The organism is Peribacillus sp. FSL K6-1552 (genome assembly GCF_038005205.1).
GTDB classification, from domain to species: Bacteria; Bacillota; Bacilli; order Bacillales; family DSM-1321; genus Peribacillus; species Peribacillus butanolivorans.
In genome coordinates this window covers 1,246,009-1,263,560 of sequence record NZ_JBBOST010000001.1, presented here as the reverse complement: position 1 = coordinate 1,263,560, position 17,552 = coordinate 1,246,009, and the positions used below count along the sequence as shown (strand labels likewise).

General features: G+C 37.8%; 17 protein-coding genes and 1 riboswitch. Of the genes, 8 read left to right on the top strand and 9 right to left on the bottom strand.

The features are described 5' to 3' along the window. Positions 1 to 67: 67 nt before the first annotated feature. From NST21_RS06085 to NST21_RS06055, 7 genes are all read right to left on the bottom strand, one after another. Positions 68 to 988: an FTR1 family iron permease gene (locus NST21_RS06085; RefSeq protein WP_340888279.1), complete on the bottom strand. Its 921-nt coding sequence runs from the start codon at positions 986 to 988 to the stop codon at positions 68 to 70. 55 nt (positions 989 to 1,043) lie between these two features. Next, positions 1,044 to 1,799, bottom strand: coding sequence for a hypothetical protein (locus tag NST21_RS06080; protein ID WP_340888276.1), 756 nt, complete (start codon positions 1,797 to 1,799; stop codon positions 1,044 to 1,046). A gap of 46 nt (positions 1,800 to 1,845) precedes the next feature. Continuing rightward, positions 1,846 to 2,646 (bottom strand): glycosyltransferase family 2 protein, encoded by an 801-nt coding sequence (locus tag NST21_RS06075; RefSeq protein ID WP_340888275.1) that lies wholly within the window; start codon positions 2,644 to 2,646, stop codon positions 1,846 to 1,848. A gap of 2 nt (positions 2,647 to 2,648) precedes the next feature. Next, a complete protein-coding gene (locus NST21_RS06070) occupies positions 2,649 to 4,109 on the bottom strand; it encodes an alkaline phosphatase family protein (protein ID WP_340888273.1) in 1,461 nt (486 codons plus the stop codon). Next, entirely contained in the window at positions 4,106 to 5,035 is a 930-nt protein-coding gene (locus NST21_RS06065; RefSeq protein WP_340888271.1) for a lysylphosphatidylglycerol synthase transmembrane domain-containing protein, read from the bottom strand. Before NST21_RS06065 ends, NST21_RS06070 begins: the two co-directional genes overlap by 4 nt. Continuing rightward, positions 5,019 to 5,966, bottom strand: coding sequence for an NAD-dependent epimerase/dehydratase family protein (locus NST21_RS06060; protein ID WP_340888270.1), 948 nt, complete (start codon positions 5,964 to 5,966; stop codon positions 5,019 to 5,021). Before NST21_RS06060 ends, NST21_RS06065 begins: the two co-directional genes overlap by 17 nt. A 105-nt stretch (positions 5,967 to 6,071) precedes the next feature. Further along, positions 6,072 to 7,223 (bottom strand): hypothetical protein, encoded by a 1,152-nt coding sequence (locus NST21_RS06055; protein WP_340892466.1) that lies wholly within the window; start codon positions 7,221 to 7,223, stop codon positions 6,072 to 6,074. A gap of 269 nt (positions 7,224 to 7,492) precedes the next feature. Here NST21_RS06055 and NST21_RS06050 point away from each other — a divergent pair, with 269 nt between their 5' ends. Continuing rightward, complete coding sequence (locus NST21_RS06050) at positions 7,493 to 7,738, top strand: hypothetical protein (RefSeq protein WP_340888269.1); 246 nt, start codon at positions 7,493 to 7,495, stop codon at positions 7,736 to 7,738. Beyond that, positions 7,722 to 8,639 (top strand): UDP-glucose dehydrogenase family protein, encoded by a 918-nt coding sequence (locus tag NST21_RS06045; protein ID WP_340888268.1) that lies wholly within the window; start codon positions 7,722 to 7,724, stop codon positions 8,637 to 8,639. The genes NST21_RS06050 and NST21_RS06045 overlap by 17 nt, the downstream gene beginning before the upstream one ends. 518 nt (positions 8,640 to 9,157) lie before the next feature. Here the strand turns inward: NST21_RS06045 and NST21_RS06040 are convergent. Then, the gene (locus NST21_RS06040; RefSeq protein ID WP_340888266.1) at positions 9,158 to 9,982 is read right to left on the bottom strand and encodes an MBL fold metallo-hydrolase; all 825 of its coding nucleotides are present in this window, start codon (positions 9,980 to 9,982) and stop codon (positions 9,158 to 9,160) included. 673 nt (positions 9,983 to 10,655) lie between these two features. Next, positions 10,656 to 10,762, top strand: a riboswitch (SAM riboswitch). A 65-nt stretch (positions 10,763 to 10,827) separates the two neighbouring features. Between NST21_RS06040 and NST21_RS06035 the strand changes: the two genes are divergently transcribed. The 3 genes from NST21_RS06035 to NST21_RS06025 are packed head-to-tail and all read left to right on the top strand — an operon-like array spanning position 10,828 to position 13,374. Next, positions 10,828 to 11,844: a methionine ABC transporter ATP-binding protein gene (locus NST21_RS06035; RefSeq protein WP_340888265.1), complete on the top strand. Its 1,017-nt coding sequence runs from the start codon at positions 10,828 to 10,830 to the stop codon at positions 11,842 to 11,844. Further along, the gene (locus tag NST21_RS06030) at positions 11,831 to 12,499 is read left to right on the top strand and encodes a methionine ABC transporter permease (RefSeq protein ID WP_053344881.1); all 669 of its coding nucleotides are present in this window, start codon (positions 11,831 to 11,833) and stop codon (positions 12,497 to 12,499) included. Before NST21_RS06035 ends, NST21_RS06030 begins: the two co-directional genes overlap by 14 nt. A gap of 53 nt (positions 12,500 to 12,552) precedes the next feature. Beyond that, complete coding sequence (locus NST21_RS06025) at positions 12,553 to 13,374, top strand: MetQ/NlpA family ABC transporter substrate-binding protein (protein WP_340888264.1); 822 nt, start codon at positions 12,553 to 12,555, stop codon at positions 13,372 to 13,374. A gap of 246 nt (positions 13,375 to 13,620) precedes the next feature. Here the strand turns inward: NST21_RS06025 and NST21_RS06020 are convergent, their stop codons facing one another. Then, positions 13,621 to 13,866, bottom strand: coding sequence for a DUF1450 domain-containing protein (locus NST21_RS06020; RefSeq protein WP_057219520.1), 246 nt, complete (start codon positions 13,864 to 13,866; stop codon positions 13,621 to 13,623). A gap of 240 nt (positions 13,867 to 14,106) precedes the next feature. On the opposite strand from NST21_RS06020, the gene hppD reads away from it, so the two are divergent. The 3 genes from hppD to fahA are packed head-to-tail and all read left to right on the top strand — an operon-like array spanning position 14,107 to position 17,521. Further along, positions 14,107 to 15,228: a 4-hydroxyphenylpyruvate dioxygenase gene (gene hppD, locus NST21_RS06015; protein WP_056527897.1), complete on the top strand. Its 1,122-nt coding sequence runs from the start codon at positions 14,107 to 14,109 to the stop codon at positions 15,226 to 15,228. A 59-nt stretch (positions 15,229 to 15,287) separates the two neighbouring features. Beyond that, entirely contained in the window at positions 15,288 to 16,232 is a 945-nt protein-coding gene (locus NST21_RS06010; protein ID WP_340888263.1) for a hypothetical protein, read from the top strand. Next, positions 16,229 to 17,521 (top strand): fumarylacetoacetase, encoded by a 1,293-nt coding sequence (gene fahA / locus NST21_RS06005; RefSeq protein WP_340888261.1) that lies wholly within the window; start codon positions 16,229 to 16,231, stop codon positions 17,519 to 17,521. Before NST21_RS06010 ends, fahA begins: the two co-directional genes overlap by 4 nt. Positions 17,522 to 17,552: the final 31 nt, after the last annotated feature.

Genomic DNA, 17,552 nt, shown 5'->3' with positions numbered 1-17,552 from the left:
ATTAGCCTTCACATGGAAAAAGCACAAGGAAAAAACCTTGTACTTTTTTATCAGAGAGAAAAATAATTTATTTTGCCTGTGCTTTCAATTCTTTTTCCTGTTCGATCTTGTTGGTACTCTCATTGTTCCCATTTGACTTAAATGAAGTTAATAGATAGATACCAACAAAGTAACCAATATAGGCAATAACCTCTTCTAAAGATGGCATAGAAGAATATCCGAATAATGCTTTAAGGAAAATTCCAATATCTCCTGACAAAATGGGAGCCATCCCGTGATCACGCAAATAGTGATCATAATCAATTGGATGTTCTGGAAGAAACCAAGTTAAATCATATAAATGCGGTATAACACTTCCAATAATATTTAAATCTTGCATTATCGAAATCGCTTGAACTAAAAGACCTGCCGCAATCAATATGATAAAAATACCAGTTACTTTAAAGAACGTTTTAAGGGAAACCTTCATAGTTCCTTTAAAGAAGACATATGAAACAATGGCAGCAATAATTACTCCAGTAATGGCACCCCAGCCTTTCATGGCAGCGCCAATATTTCCACCCGTAATTGCCGCAAAGAAGAACACTGTCTCAACCCCCTCACGAAGGACAACCAGAAATGAGTGAATCACCATACCGACTACATTACCCGTTGTAATAAAGCGTTCCATCTTTCCTTCCATATTACCTTTCATATCTCTGCTATGCTTAGACATCCAAAAAACCATTTGCGTTAACAATATAGCAGAAACCAGCATAATCCCTATCTTCAAATACATCTCGCTGCCCATTGAAGCAAAGCCTGTAAGTACAATCTGGAATAGCATCGCTACACCTACACTAGCAAGTACAGCAAGACCTGCCCCTAACCATACATACTTTGTAAAATGGTTTTGGCCCATTCTTTTTAGATACGTTGTTATGATGCCAACAATGAGCAATGCTTCCAAGACTTCACGGAAGGTAATTAATAAAGCTTGTATCTCCACAGATTCTTCTCCTCTCCCCATATAAGAAAATCTAAAGCGTCCTTATAAACCTTGATTATTTGATTTTCTTTTTGCGAATCGTATAGATTACAACACCAACAATGATTACAACGATTATCATTAGCGGAAGCCAATTTCGTAAATTGGAGATATCTGTCCAATCCTTTTTTTGAGTACTAGTATTAGTGGAATCCCCTGCAAAATGTCCAACTTTCAAACTCTTTAAGTTAAACTCTTTTTTTAGTAAAGAAAATATTTTATCTTTACTCGCATCAAAGGCCTTCTTATCAGCCTCTTTTTGGCCAACGCCAAAAAGTCCTGGATTTCCTAATGAATTTAGAGCTATATCAAATTCTGATCTAATCTCTTTATCCATTTCAGGATTTCTTGCTTCAACTTTTGGTGATAAGGCTTCATATGTAGCAAATCCCTTTGCTAATAAACGCTTGCTTGTTTCGTACTCCGAGAAGTTTTCATCGATATTTTCCAAACGTCTTGCGATATTTAATACAAGGAGTTTATCCATATTATTAATTACTTGTTCTTTATCTTTATTTTCAAGATTTTGAAGAATAACTTTTGTCGGCTCTGATCCCATATGCATGTCGACTTCTTCTTTGACTGTATTAAAATGATTTTCCGCTGTGACATAGTCTGGAGGATTTTTGTCTAGTTCAATAAGCATTTTTTTATATACTTCTGCCAATGCCTCTTCATTTGGGTCTCCATATGTATAGGCTTTGGCGGAAATTGGAAATGATTGAGTAAGAACAAATATTAACATAAAACAATAAATTAATAGCTTTTTCATCTATAATCCTCCTACATGATAATGATATTTATTATCATTTAATTTGTCAATTTCTATTTGCAATGAATACATTTCCCCATTTATCTTCCTCTAATTTATACGTATTCATATTCTTCAACTGATGAGCATTTACATCTATCTTTACTTTTTGAACCGGTCTTTTTACTTCTTTCCAAATGGCCGGAATCACGGATGATAGGTAGCCTCTGAAAGTAATGAATGATTCTCCCGTCGAACGAACTTGATATTGAATCGGGACTTCCTTCACTCGAAAACCCTTTCTGACGAGATTTAAGGTTAAAACCTGTGCGTAATTATAATTATGGACGATTTCTGCATGTTTAAGTGCTTGTTTTGTAAAAGCCCTCATCCCTGACTGACCATCATAAATCCACCTTCTGAGTAACAAACTCTGAACGAAAGTAAAAAAATAATTCCCGAGACGGCGATGAAGTTTCATCCCATTTATAGTTCCCAAAAAACGGGAACCCATTGTATAATCAGCTTCTCCTTTAAAAATGGGTTCCAATAAATCTGGTATTTGGCTAGATGGGTATTCTCCATCTGCATCAATCATGACCGCGATATCCGCACCTAATTCGTAACTTTCCTTTAACCCTGCTCGAACCGCTGCTCCTAGACCTCGATTTTTCTCGAAACTGACAATATAGTCGGCTCCAGCTTTTCTTGCCACATGGACTGTATGATCCCTTGACCCATCATCGATAACTAAAACTTTAACCTCGACCTGTTGATGAAAGTGTCTGGGGATGCTTTCGATGACTTCCCCAATGGACTCTTCCTCATTATAGGCTGGCAAAAAGACAATCACTTGCTGTTTTCTCATGTTTATTCCTCTTTCTTCTTGCTAATTGCATCTAACAATACTTTACCCCGGCTATGACTAGGGAAAGGCGCTCCCAACAAGTACGATATAGTTGGTGCCATGGACACGAGGCTCTGTTTTTCTTGGACTTTTTTCCCCTTTTCAATATGAGGACCATGAACAATAAATGGCACAAATCTTTCACCTTCATCTAAATGCCCATGTCCTCCAATCCCATCTGCTTGGCCATGATCAGCACAAATGAATAAAGTCGTATTGTCCATCTTGCCTTCCTTTTTCAGCCAAGAAACGAAATCTTCAATTAACACATCAGCTTCATGGATTTTTTGCAAATATTCATCATAAAAAACTCCCTGGCTGTGACCGGTTTGATCTGTCCCAATCATTTGAACAACGAACAAATCGGGGTCCTGCTCTTTCATGATTTTCTTTGCCCTTTCCATAATATTAGGGTCAGCTTTATCTTTATGCATAACCGCGGTAACGGTTTCTACATCATCCCCCATCGAATCCACCAAATGGGCGATTCCAAGAAGTCTGCCCTTTTTGCCTACTTTTCTTAACGAATCAAAAATACTTTCAACATTAATTCCTAATTTCCATACCATATTGGACTTAATTCCATGCTCAAATGGATAGGTGCCTGTGAACATCGAGCTAAAGCAAACGACTGTTCTTGCAGGATAGAGGGTTTCCATATTCATATATTCTGTGCCGTTTTCTTTTAAAAGGTCTAAAAAAGGAGTATTTGCTTCATAAAAACGTTCCTTTCTCATTCCATCCACTACAATAACAATGACCTTATCAGAAATGGCTTCTCCTGGCTGCGGGCCCTGATCTTTTGAGTATGTTTCATATGCTTTTGGTTTCCAATCAAATAAATAACGATGAAGAATGTAGGCAAACACGAGTATAAAAGCATAAAAAATCAAAAGTGATAGATTATTGATGACCCCATCAGCCCGATTTGTTTCAAAAACCATTTCCCAAATAGATAGGATTAAAAAAAACTTTGGCAATTGCTCCTGGGCGTTTCCACTAGTAGAATCACTATTTTTTAATACAAGTTTCCAAAAACGAGTGAAATTCAACCAAGAAGTCCCAATTCTCAAGTGATAATATAAAGTCCCCCAAAAAAATACCGTAAAAAAGAAGTAAAGGGCCATTGAAAATAAAAGAAGCCCTATATCAATATCTTTCCAAATGATTATAAAAATAACAAAAGGAATCCACAAATAATTCCTTAAAAAGAGTGGAAAATCAAAAACAAAATAGATGATTAATAAAGGAATTACATAAATGAAGGCAAACATTAGGTCTTGGACCGCTTGTAGCGAGCCCAAAATCGCAGCATGGAATAAAACCATGGTTCCTAAGACAAAAATCGGTGTAAATGGCTTTCCTTCATTTAATAAGTTCCAACAGCGTGCAGCGATTTTTTCAAATTTTGATGCACTTTTCACTTTCTCCTCACTCCTTTTATCCAAACCCACCCTTTCACTGTTTTAAAAGAGACAGGATAAATTAATATAACAACTGCTCCAGCCATATAAGAAAATAAGAATTTCATAAAATGGGTTATGACCGCAATCGTATACCCTTCTATCAGAGGAAATCCAAATAAACCAAGAGCAAATACAAGAAAACTTTCATAATTACCGATACCACCAGGTGTAATTTGGAATATCTGTCCAGCAATGGTGATACTATTTGAAAACACAGTTTCAAAAAATGACAGGTCTCCTTTTAGCGCGAGGACCGTACCATAAAGAATTCCGCCTTCTAAGACCCAACTAAAAAAGGTAACTAGTATGATAGCCAGGCCATTTCTCCCTGAAAAAGCATTTTTAAGCAAAGAAATATGTCTTTTTAAAAAGGCAGGAAAATATTTATGTAAAACAGATAAAGTAATCATACAAAAGATACTACCGGCTATGATGCTCCATACAGGAAATTTAAAGCTTACATCCAGACCTAACAGGCCTGTCAAGGTAATCCCTATTAAGCAGAGCATATCCAGAACCCTTAATACAACGACTGAATGTAAAGCTTCCTCATAGTTTACCTTGTCATCCCTTACACTTAAGATTTTGGCCCTCACTAGATCACCTACTTTTATAGGCAGTAGGTGATTCACCAATAAGCTATATAAAATCCCCAAAAGACATGTTGAAAAACGAGCCTTTCCTTTTAAATAAAGCTGCCAAGCCCATCCTTTTAAACAAAAGGAAAGGAAATAAACGATCCACATTGTTACAAGCAAAAAAGGATGCTCAAATAATTCACTTACACCTTTCCATACCTGTTTCCCATCAAAATAATGAATGGTTAAGAAAACAAAAACAATAAGTATCAAAAAAGCTGGACCAAGCTTAAAGAATCGTCTCATTTTCCTTGGCCCACTTTACCGTTTCTGATAGTCCTTTTATAAAGTCTACTTTTGGTTCAAACCCTAACAATCGTTTGGCTTTTCCGATATCTGCCCACGTATTTACAACATCTCCCACGCGAGAAGCTTCTTTGTTTATTTTCATGTCAGGGAAGTGCCGTTTCAATTCAGCTAATAGAGTATCCATCAATATTGGTCTTCCTGATCCAATATTGATGACCTCACTTTTCATTAGTTGATTGATTGACAAATAAATGCCATTCACGATGTCATCTATGTATGTAAAATCACGTGCTCTTCCATCACCAAAGAGGGTGATTTCCTCCCCGTTCATTAACTTTTTAATAAAGCTACCAATTGCCATGTCAGGACGTCCCCAAGGACCATAAACGGTAAAAAACCTCATTATATTCACCTGAAAACCATATAGATATTCATAAACATGACAATAGGATTCAGCCGAATATTTGGAGGCAGCATACGGGGAAATAACCTTCCCGTTCGCCATTTCCTCCCTAAAGGGTCCTGATTGATTTCCATAAACTGAGGATGAAGAAGCAAATACAATTTTGGAAACACCTGCCTTACCTGAAGCTTCAAGCACATTAATCGTTGCTTTAATATCATAATCGACATATTTAAGAGGTTTTTCAATTGAATAAGCAACACCAGGTAAAGCTGCTAAATGAACAACTACATGTGGAGAAATCTGTTTAAATATGGACACCATCTCATCTCTATCCAAAAGGTCCTTTTGGATAAAGTGAAAGGACCCGAAACTCGCTACATGATCCAATTGTTTCTCTTTTCTTTGTGGTGAATAATACGGATGAAGACAATCTATGACATATACATCGTGGTTTTCCTGAATAAGCCTTTTGACAAGATGACTTCCTATAAAACCGGCACCACCCGTTACAATAATCTTCATGTGAACACCCCATTGTTGTGAATCTCTATCACAACCAGTATAACTCTATTAACACAGAAAAAACCTTGTAATTTTCACAAGGTCTCCTCCCGCGCAAAATAATAATTATTTTGCCTTTTCAATGACTGATTGTAAAGTGGCTTGAAGTTCTTTCAGCAATGGCTCGCCAGCTTTTTTATCCTTCGCTTTAGCTGCTTCCAAATATTGTTGTGCATTATCCGTAAGCTTACTATATTCTGCTTCACCTATTAACCCTTTAATATCTTCACCAATAATGTCGATAAATAGGGCACCTTCTAATGCTGTTATTGGAGATTTATCTTCTCCCCAAAATTCTTCACTTTCCTTATATTCATCAAGGGCAATTTTAGAGAATCCTCGAACAAACGCCTTATTAACCTCAGCAGGATCCAATTTCGTACTATCCGTTTGCAAATCAAATTGCTGTTGAATGAAGGCTGCTTCTTCTGCAGCATGCCCATTTAAATAACCGAATAAAGATTGATAGAATGCCCAACCTTCTGCTTGCTCCACTTTTGCTTCTTCCTTATCCTTCTTTGCTGCCTCTGCCACTTTTGTTGCATAGCCATTTGGAACGGCACCAGTTGCTAGATAAAACGTTTTCATAATTGTCTTATCTACAACTTGCTTACCAAGTGAGAATCCTACTTGATCATCCGCTTCTACAGCTTTCTCCATCTCAGCAAATCCACCAGCAATCACGTCTACCATATTTGTTCCATATGCAGTATCACGTTTTTCTACTGTAGATTGAAGAATTGCGTAATATCCCTTCGCTTCTTCAATTTCCTTTGTTACATCTTCTTTATTACCCCATTTTTCATCTACTTCAGTAAAATCATGTTTCATCGTTGTATAAAAGACTTTTTGCATTAGTTTATCAAATATTTGCTTAACAACGACCTTGTCCATAGTACCTTCTTTACCAGCTTGTAATGCGGTTGTAATGTGCTGATCCAATTTATCTTCGAATTCTGCATCTCTGTCTTGCACTAAGCTTTGCAGATTGTTTTTATAAAGGTCCGTCACTTTAACATAGTCTACTTCTTTTCCTTCTTTAGCCTTCTCCAACTCAGTAATAGCCTCTTGGAAAACCTGTGCGTAATTCACTTCTTTTATTTCTGATTCTTTCTTTGTCTCTTCTTTATTAACTGTTTGTTCTTGCTTTTTCTCTTCGGCACCCTCACTTGCCTGTTTCTCGCTAGTATTGCATGCTGTCAAAACCGTACCTGCCATTAAAAAACTAGCAAAGATAGCTGATAATTCTTTTTTTCTCACAATAGTATCCCCCGTCTATTTACATCATAATTGATAATGAATATCATTTCTAATTAAGATTATAATAGCGAATGATAATCAACGTCAATGTATTTTTTAAAATTAATACGTTCCTTTTTACATTTAAGGAAATATTGGTTATAATTTAAGATTTACCTTAAAAAATGTTTATTATAAAATGTACTATAGTAATATATAAGGAAAACACGACAATGAGAGGAATAAATATGAAGAACATAACAATCGTTGGAACAGGTCATGTAGGACTAGTTACCGGCGTGACTTTAGCAGAAATAGGTCATCAAGTTGTGTGTTATGACATTAATGAAAATGATATTGCACTAATGAAAGCTGGAATATCTCCCTTTTATGAGCCAGAGTTAGCGGATTTATTGAAAAAAAATCTTAATAAAGGTCAATTGTTTTTTACAAGCGATCCCAAACTAGCATTAGTAGATGCAGAAATTAGTTAATATAAATATTGTTTCTAATCCCGAGTTTTTAAGAGAGGGCTCCGCAATCTATGATACTTTTTCTGCAGATCGGATTGTTATCGGGTCCGATTGTGAAAAAGCAGCATCTATCATAGAAGAAATAAATAAACCTTTCGGGGAAACTATTTTTATTACGGATCTATTAAGTGCTGAAATGATTAAATATAGCTCAAATGCTTTTTTGGCAACAAAGATCAGTTTTATTAATGAAATGGCAAACCTTTGTGAAAAGGTGGGTGCCAACATAGAAGAAGTAGCACATGGAATGGGTCTAGATTTTCGAATAGGAACCCAATTCTTAAAAGCAGGAATTGGATTCGGGGGCTCTTGCTTCCCTAAAGACACTCGTGGTCTAATTCAACAGGCTACTGAAGCTGGGCAATCACTTGAAATTCTGGAAGCAGTAATAAAGGTAAATAAACAACAAAAGTATTTGTTAATGAATAAAGCAAAGCAACGTTTTGGTAAATTAAAAGACAAAAAGATTGCAATATTAGGATTGGCATTTAAACCGAATACAAACGACGTACGTGAATCAATTGCCATTGATATAGCTTCAGAGCTAACTATGCAGGGAGCATTGGTAACGGCTTATGATCCATTAGCACTTGAAGAAGCAAAGCAAATTTTGGGAGAAAAGATTCAATATGCTTTATCCATAGAGGAAGCTATAACAAATACAGACATGGTTTTTATAGCTACTGATTGGGATGAATTCAAAGATTTCCCCCTAGAAAAATATGAAATGTTAATGAATCATCCAATTATTTTTGACGGAAAAAATAGTTATTCCTTAGATGAGATTTCTGAATATAATATTGAATATTATTCAGTAGGCAGACCATTTCATAATAAAAGTAATTTTTATTACCTGAAATAAATCAAAAAAGAACTAACCCTAAGACAGAATAATTAATTTGAAAAAGCACCTGCGTTCTTAGGCAGATGCTTTTTTGACGAGTCTCTTCTATAGTTTTTTTATATTATATGAAACAAAAAGACACATGTCCTTAATTAAGGATTATGCCTACCTTTTGACTTAACCTAGATCGACTACACATTCTTGAATATATATTAACTCTCAAAGATGCACGTCTCTAGCACTATAAGGAGCCCTCACTCGTTAGTTTCACTAAAGCTATCCTTTAGCATTTTTTGTTCATATCATTAAGCCCTGTAGACCGCCCGACAAAGAGAAAATAATAATGTGGTCTCCAATAGCGTTTAATAATGGTTTTTTAAGCATAAGTCCAAATAGTCCCCCTATTTTTTCTTCATTATTTCACGTAATTCCTTATTACTTTTGGCCTGAACTATACAGAAAAAAGCGTCCCTTCATTTTTTGAAGAAACTTCCGAGGTCTTTAATTTTCAATAACATCTAATTGATGACATTTTTTTATGTTACTCCATTCTCCTCTGTAATCAACACATTTCCGTTTAATATCGATGTGATAATATGCTCCGAATCCCATTCGTGGCCAGATATCTCGATAAGCGGATATTGATTCGGCAAAACAATTTGCTGGATTTCATGAACTGCCAAGCCTTGATTATGCAATCGTAAAATTTCACCACTCAGGTTTTCCAGATAGTCCAGCTTACTTTGAAACATTTCCTTCCCATTAGGGACATGACCGGCATGACAACAAAAAACCTCTCCAAAATCATATTGAAGTAATCTATTTATGGAATCGATGATAACAGGGACCGATTCTTCCCGTAAAACAAGCTTCGTTTTCGGGGTAACGAATAGGTCACCTGAAAACAGCATGCCATTACTGTGATTCAAATACACCATATGGTCCTTAGCATGACCTGGGGTAAAGATTGGCTCCCACGTTTGGGTACGGGAATGAACAGTCCTCCCCAACGGCTCAGCTTTGAAGCCGTCTCTCCTTCCCCAAAAAGCTTTGCGATAATCAGGATATTCAGCATCCTTCGCACAAACATCAATCGACATCGGATGAATATACATGGGAACTTTTTTATGTTCCTGTATCCAGGCCGCACCGCCAGTATGGTCCTCATGATAATGCGTTAGCGCCACTAAATCGAAGTCGGCTGATTCATAGAAAGGGATAAGTTCTTCCAATAAAATTTGGGCTCCCGTATCAATCAATAGGCCGTCTGTTAAAAAAGCATATACACTCATCCCCGACTTTATTCCTTCAGGGGTCCCTTGTACACAAACCACATCATTTATCGTCTTAATCTCCAGCATGGCTTCCCTCCTCATCAATTGTATAAAAATAGTTTAATATCCTATTTACCCCTTGTTCATTACAATAAATGTAATATCCCTCCATACTTTTGACAAGCAAATAGTATTTTCCTAGCAAAGACCCGTTGTATATTTTCCGGTAGAATCAAGGCACTGTTTGAAACCATTGTCATTGATTTAAGGTATTCTATTATGCAACTAAGAAAAGAAACAGCAAAAATCTGGCTTTGGTTAAAAGGAAGTTGTTAAGAAAGGGTACTCCGTATTTAAGTTTGGGCGATAAAAAAATTCACGGCTAATCATTAACGCTGAGTAACTGTCAATATTACCTTGGTTGATAAAAAAGCTAAAGCATTCATGATACAGACTTTGAAACAATACTTTCCTGACAAAAACTTCATGTAATTATTAAAAAAAATCGACAAGCTGCTAAAAAGAACGAAGCTTATCTTACAAAAATCATGAAAAAGTATGGCTTTACGACCATTAACGATCAATGGTGACAATACCCCGATTCCAAAAGGTATGATTATCCAATTCTAGATTTACCATTAAAAAAATTAATTAAATCACCAGAAAGTTATTCTAAAATTACAGAAACGATTGACAATGTGTGAATTTACAAATAATATAGATTATATTAGAAAACTTGTAATATTCCAAAATAATAATTTACTTATCAAGAGTGACTGAGGGAACAGGCCCTGTGATGTCCGGCAACCGCCCCAATCGGGAACGGTGCTACTTCCTGCAGAATGATTACATTCTGAAAGATAAGACGAAATAATTTCGCTGCCTCTTTCTGAATGATAGAGGCAGTTTTTTATGTTTAAGGGGGAAGGCTCATGATTGAAATCCGATCAGTCCGAAAGGAATACATATCGAAAAATACCCGAGTTGTCGGAGTGGATAACGTATCTTTGACAATTCAGACTGGTGAAGTTTATGGGATTGTTGGCTACAGCGGAGCCGGAAAAAGCTCATTAATACGCTGCTTAAATTTGCTTGAACGTCCGACAAAAGGAAATATCATTATTGACGGGATTGACTTAACGTCTTTATCAGGCAAAGAGCTTCGAAAACAACGACAAAAAATCGGTATGATATTTCAGCACTTTTCCTTAGTCAGTTCCAAAACCGTTTTTGAAAATGTTGCTTTCGCCTTGAAAGCCGCACACAAATCAAAGGGCGCCATCAAAAGTCGCGTTCTAGAACTGCTGGACATAGTTGGGCTTAGTGATAAAAAGGATGTCTATCCGGCCCAGCTCAGCGGAGGTCAAAAGCAACGGGTCGGCATAGCGCGAGCCTTAGCCAATGACCCTACTGTACTATTATGTGATGAAGCGACTTCTGCCCTTGATCCAACAACAACAAAAGCGATTTTACAGTTATTAAAAAAGATTAGTCGGGAACTTGGTATCACTATAGTATTGATTACCCATGAAATGGAAGTAGTCAAAGAACTATGCCATCGAGTCGCTGTCATGCAGGATGGCAGGATTATCGAAGAAGGATCTGTTTATGAGATATTTTCACAACCAAAGCAGCAGTTGACGAAGCAATTCATCAGCAGTGTATTGGATTTTGAGCTTCCCTCACACTTAATTGAGGAAAGCAAAGGAACGATTATTCAAATTCAATTTGAAGGGCCCACCGCCGGTGAATCGATTCTTTCCGATGCTCTACAAAAGTATTCAGTAAAGGGAAATATCTTGCACGGCAAAATTGAATATATTCAGGATGTTCCATTAGGAATCTTAATCATTGAATTAATTGGTGAGGCTGCTGAAGTTCAATCGGCACTGGAATATATAACAAATCGGACCAGTTCTGTGGAGGTGTTGAAACATGTCACTGTTTGATTCCGTCGTCAATATTTTACCTGACCTTAATAAAGCCTTTCTCGAAACAATCTATATGGTTGGAATCTCCCTTGCGGTAGCCCTTCTAATTGGTTTACCTCTTGGAGTATTGCTGTTTACAACGACCAAGAATTTAATCTTTGAAAATAACGTCGTGAATCGATCTCTCGGTTTCGCTGTCAATATTGTCCGTTCAATCCCTTTTATCATTCTCTTAGTCGCCCTCCTTCCTTTAACGGATTTGCTTACTGGATCAACGATAGGGCCAAGAGCGGCTTCTGTTTCCCTATCTGTATCCGCGATACCTTTTTTTGCCAGAATCGTTGAATCGGCATTACGCGAAATAGATAAAGGTGTGATTGAAGCTGCAATTGCTGTAGGTGCCACTCCATGGATGATCATTAAGGATGTACTTCTTCCTGAGGCAAAACCGGGAATCATTCAAGGGTTGACGTTAACGACCATTTCACTTATCGGTTACTCAGCGATGGCTGGGACAATCGGTGGGGGCGGAATTGGTGACCTGGCCATTCGGTACGGCTATTACCGTTATGACAACACAGTTATGATCACGACAATCGTCGTGTTAATCTGCCTTGTACAAATCATTCAAATGGTTGGTGACAAGGCCTCATACTTAGTAAACAAACGATAGAATCAGTCATTTTAACAATGATTTAATACAACATATTACAGGAGGAATTTCCAATGAAAAAAATAGCTTCTTTATTATCTGTTTGCGCACTAGCCCTTGGCTTGGCAGCTTGCGGAAGCGATGATGCTTCCCCAAAAACTGAAGACAAAAAAGAATTGAAAATCGGAGCAACTACCGGCCCTTACGCGGATATGGTAAAAGAGGCCATCAAGCCAGGCCTAGAAGATCTTGGCTACAAAATAGAAATCGTTGAATTCACTGACTATATCCAGCCAAATAAATCGCTTGGCAACAATTCAATCGACGCCAACCTTTTCCAGCACAAAGTGTATATGGATAACTTCGCTAAAGAAAATGATTTAGAGCTTTCTGACCTTGTTATTGTACCGACAGCACCAATGGGTATATACTCGAACAAATATAAATCGTTGAAAGACATTAAAGATGGTACATCACTAGCCCTACCGAACGATCCAGTTAACCTTGCACGTGCACTTAAAGTCCTAGTAGATGAAGATTTAATTGAAGTCAAGCCAGATGTCGATCCCTTAAAAATATCTGAAAAAGATGTAACAAAGAACCCAAAAAACATTCAATTCAAACCATTAGAATCGGCTCAATTGCCGCGTGCAACAGACAGCGTTGACCTATCAGCGGTCCCAGGTAACTTCGCTCTTGCAGCAAAAATGGAACTCCAAGATGCCCTTGTTTTAGAAAACATGCCGGATATGTATCGTAATGTTGTTGCTGTGAATACAAAAGATGTAGATGCACAATTTGCTAAGGATATTCAATCAGTAGTTGAATCAGACAAGTTTGAAGAAGTAATCGATAGCAAGTTTGCAGGCTTCGGAAAACCAGATTGGATGAAATAAGACACCAAACCATAAAATTCAAGGCCTGCTCCCTTTTTGGGAACAGGCCTTGAATTTTTTCCGTCATACTATGCGAAGATATCAATCAATGCAATTAATAAGCATTTGTAGTAGGGTTTTACATATATTTTATCATAGATGGATGCTCTCTGAAGGTTCGCATGTTTCTCGGGGAAAACACAATATAATGATATAGTTGTCAATAAAAGCAATAATCAATTATTACTAATTTCATTTTCTCGTTTTTCACACAGTGTCTCCTTGTTTAAGCCTAGCTACATATTGTTCAATTTTTTCGAGAAGTTCAACTGGATCGTTTGCGACAATGTTTACACCATTCACAACTGCAAACGGCTGCATTAAACATTGTCCGCAATACAACAAGCATCTATCCTCAATAACCTCTAGACCGCTACACTCCATTAATTTATCTTTCATAGTTTCCAACTCATCTTCAAAGTTACTAGGGCAGAACTTTACACTAATTTTCATATCTAATTCCCCTTTTATTTAGTTGCTAACATTTTAAGTAGATATACAAAAAATGTGCAAGAGTACACCTAAACGCAAATATGTTTTATCGCGTTAAAATGTTGCTACCATGATGGTCAACCGCGGTAAAACACATATTTGCGTGGTGAATTTTTATGTATTATGATGTGAACTATCACAGGCGGAAAATTAAGAAAATTCAGCTTTTTCATGTAAAAAAATGATAAGGGAGCGGTAAATATGACTAAAAAAACAGTTGGATCTTCTAAAGCAAAGAAAGAGGAATTGTTTCCGGTTAAGAGTGTCCATTACGTAGAAATCTATACTGGGAACGCAAAGCAGGCTGCTTATTATTATGCAAACGCTTTCGGATTCAAGCTTATAGCATATAAAGGACTAGAAACAGGCTCCCGTGACCGTGTATCTTACGTTATGGCACAGGGCACCATCCGATTGATTTTAACAGGTACTCTATCAGACAGCACAGATGTGGCTGAGTTTATTAAAACTCATGGCGAAGGAGTAAAAGATATCTCCCTTCTCGTAAAAGACCTAGAAAAAACATATGCGGGTGCTATTGAACGCGGTGGCATCGCTCTTCGAGAACCATGGGTGGAAGAAGATGAAAATGGCAAAGTAAGAAAAGCAATCTTAGGCACATATGGGGATACGATTCACACGCTTGTTGAGCCAATCGATTATAAAGGTGGATTTCTGCCAGGTTTTAAAGCTCGTGAGGACAACTTTGGAGCTCAACCTTCAGGCTTAATCGGTGTTGACCACCTTGTTGGTAATGTGGAAGTAATGGACGAATGGACAAATTATTATGAAAAAGTATTCGGTTTTACTGTCCTGAAACATTTTGATGATGAAAACATTTCGACCGAGTACTCAGCCCTAATGTCAAAAGTTATGATGAATGGAACAGGACGCATTAAGTTCCCGATCAATGAACCGGCTGTAGGAAAACGCAAATCTCAAATTCAAGAATTCCTAGATTACTATAATGGTCAAGGTGTTCAGCATCTTGCCCTTTTAACAAACGATATCATCACTACAGTGGCCACACTAAAAGAAAATGGTGTTGAGTTTTTAAAGACTCCTGACACTTATTACGCAGACCTCGCCAATCGTGTAGGAGATATTGATGAAGATGTGAAACGACTTCAAGAACTTAATATCCTTGTCGACCGTGATGATGAAGGGTACTTGCTCCAAATTTTCACAAAACCATTAGTTGACCGCCCAACTATGTTTATCGAAGTCATTCAGCGTAAAGGTGCACTTGGTTTTGGCGATGGAAACTTTAAAGCATTGTTTGAATCGATTGAACGCGAACAGGAACTTCGTGGAAATATTTAATATAAACCGGCCATCTGGCGTAATACCCAGTATGGCCTCCTATTATAGGAGGTGTGAAGTTGTTGTTAACAAAAGTAAATGGAATGTGGAAAGAGGAAGCGCTCAGTCATTTTATGACCGAACTTATTGATTATGCAGGCCTGTTTCCACCAAGTGCACTTCCGCTTCCAGAAGCAATTTCAAATTTTCATGCATATATCCATGATTCAGACAGCTGGATGCTTGGTCCATTTGTTATTCCCGCTTCACGACTGAGTGAACTCGAACCATATAAAGATCAATTTAATGATCAATATCCACTTCGATTATCTGTTATTTTAACGAAACCCCTAGAAATTGAAACGGCTATGGGAGATATTCACCTTTTTTTAGAAACATATAAAACAGCTGGTACCATTGAGGTGATCGAAGTTCCGCTTCCAGAAAAAGTTGATTCTTCTTTCTTAGAGAAACTCGAAAAACAAACAGCCAGTTATCCGATTTATTGTGAAATAACAGGAACGATTGATCAACTTCCATACACATTGGATACTATTCGCTTGATCAATCAAAAATCTTTGAAAAGTATTGGTATTAAAATGCGCATGGGCGGCATTACATCGGATTTATTTCCTTCTGCCGAACAAGTAGCGATTGTTATTCATGAATCCCGAAAAAGAAATCTAACTTTAAAATTCACAGCGGGTCTGCATCATCCAATCCGCCAGTATCGAAATGAAGTGGAAACAAAAATGCATGGCTTTGTTAACGTATTTACAGCAGCCCTTCTTTCCTACTGCCATTCAATAGACAGCAAAATCATTGAAACCATATTGTTGGATGAGGATCCAACACACTTTTCGTTTACACCAGACACGCTTTCTTGGCGCAGTTTATCTGTCAGTTCTTCTCAAATCAACAAAGCACGCACAGTCTTCGCTGCTTCTTACGGAAGCTGTAGCTTTGATGAGCCGCGTAAAGAACTTGGTGAACTGACTATTTTTAATGGGGAGGCACCACGATGAAATATTCTTTTATCGAAACAACACCGGAATCACATTTTCCGATTCAAAATTTGCCATATGGTATCTTTCAATTCAAAGACAAAGGTCCGCGTGCCGGTACAGCCATTGGTGAATATGTTCTTGATTTATCTGTAATTGACGATGCCGGGCTGTTAAAAGGGACCGGTGCAGAAGAAAAGAATGTCTTTTCCGCTTCTTCACTCAATCTATTTATGGAACTCGGCCGTCCCGCCTGGACTTCTGTACGTAAGAAATTACAATACCTTTTGGATGCGAACACGCCTGATTTACGTGATGATGAAGAACTTCGTTTAAAAGCGTTCCACCCATTGAAAGATGTAGAGATGCTACTTCCTGCAAAGATAGGAGACTATACAGACTTCTATGCCTCAAGAGAGCACGCGACCAATGTGGGGACTATGTTCAGAGGAAAAGAAAATGCACTCATGCCAAACTGGACACACTTGCCGATCGGATATCATGGACGGTCCAGTTCTATCGTTCCAAGTGGCACAAAGGTGCGGCGCCCTTCGGGACAGCGCAAACCAAAAGATGCAGATCCAGTATTTGGTCCATCTATTCAGCTTGATTTCGAACTTGAAATGGGTTGGTTTATTGGACCTGGCAACCGCCCTGGAGAACCAATTCCAGTTAATCAGGCTGAAGATCATGTTTTCGGGCTAGTTCTCGTGAATGACTGGAGTGCACGTGATATTCAAGCATGGGAGTACCAGCCTCTTGGGCCATTTAATTCTAAGAATTTCGCTACATCAATCTCTCCTTGGGTTGTGCCGCTAGAAGCATTAGATCCTTTTCGCACACCTGGGCCGCAGCAGGAACCGGAGCCGTTTCCATACTTACAGCAAACAAAAGATGGCTCATTCAATATTAACCTTGAAGTTCATTTGACACCAGAAAACACAGAACAATCAACCAAAATTACGAATACAAATTTTAGCTATCTGTATTGGTCGATTGCTCAACAGGTGGCTCACCATACCATTACTGGATGTAATCTACGCCCTGGTGACATGCATGCATCTGGTACTATCAGCGGTCCTAACCGTGAAGAACGTGGCAGCCTGCTTGAACTTTCATGGCGTGGCACAGAGCCGCTTAAACTTAACAGCGGCGGTAAACGAAGCTGGATTGAAGATGGAGACAAGTTGACTATCAGTGGCTGGTGCCAAGGAGATGGATATCGAATTGGTTTTGGTGAAGTAAGCGGTCAAGTTTTACCGGCCCTTTCAGAGGCAAAGATTTTAGGTACGCAAAACGTGAAGAAGTAGCACCTATATATAAGATGACAGCTACGGAAAA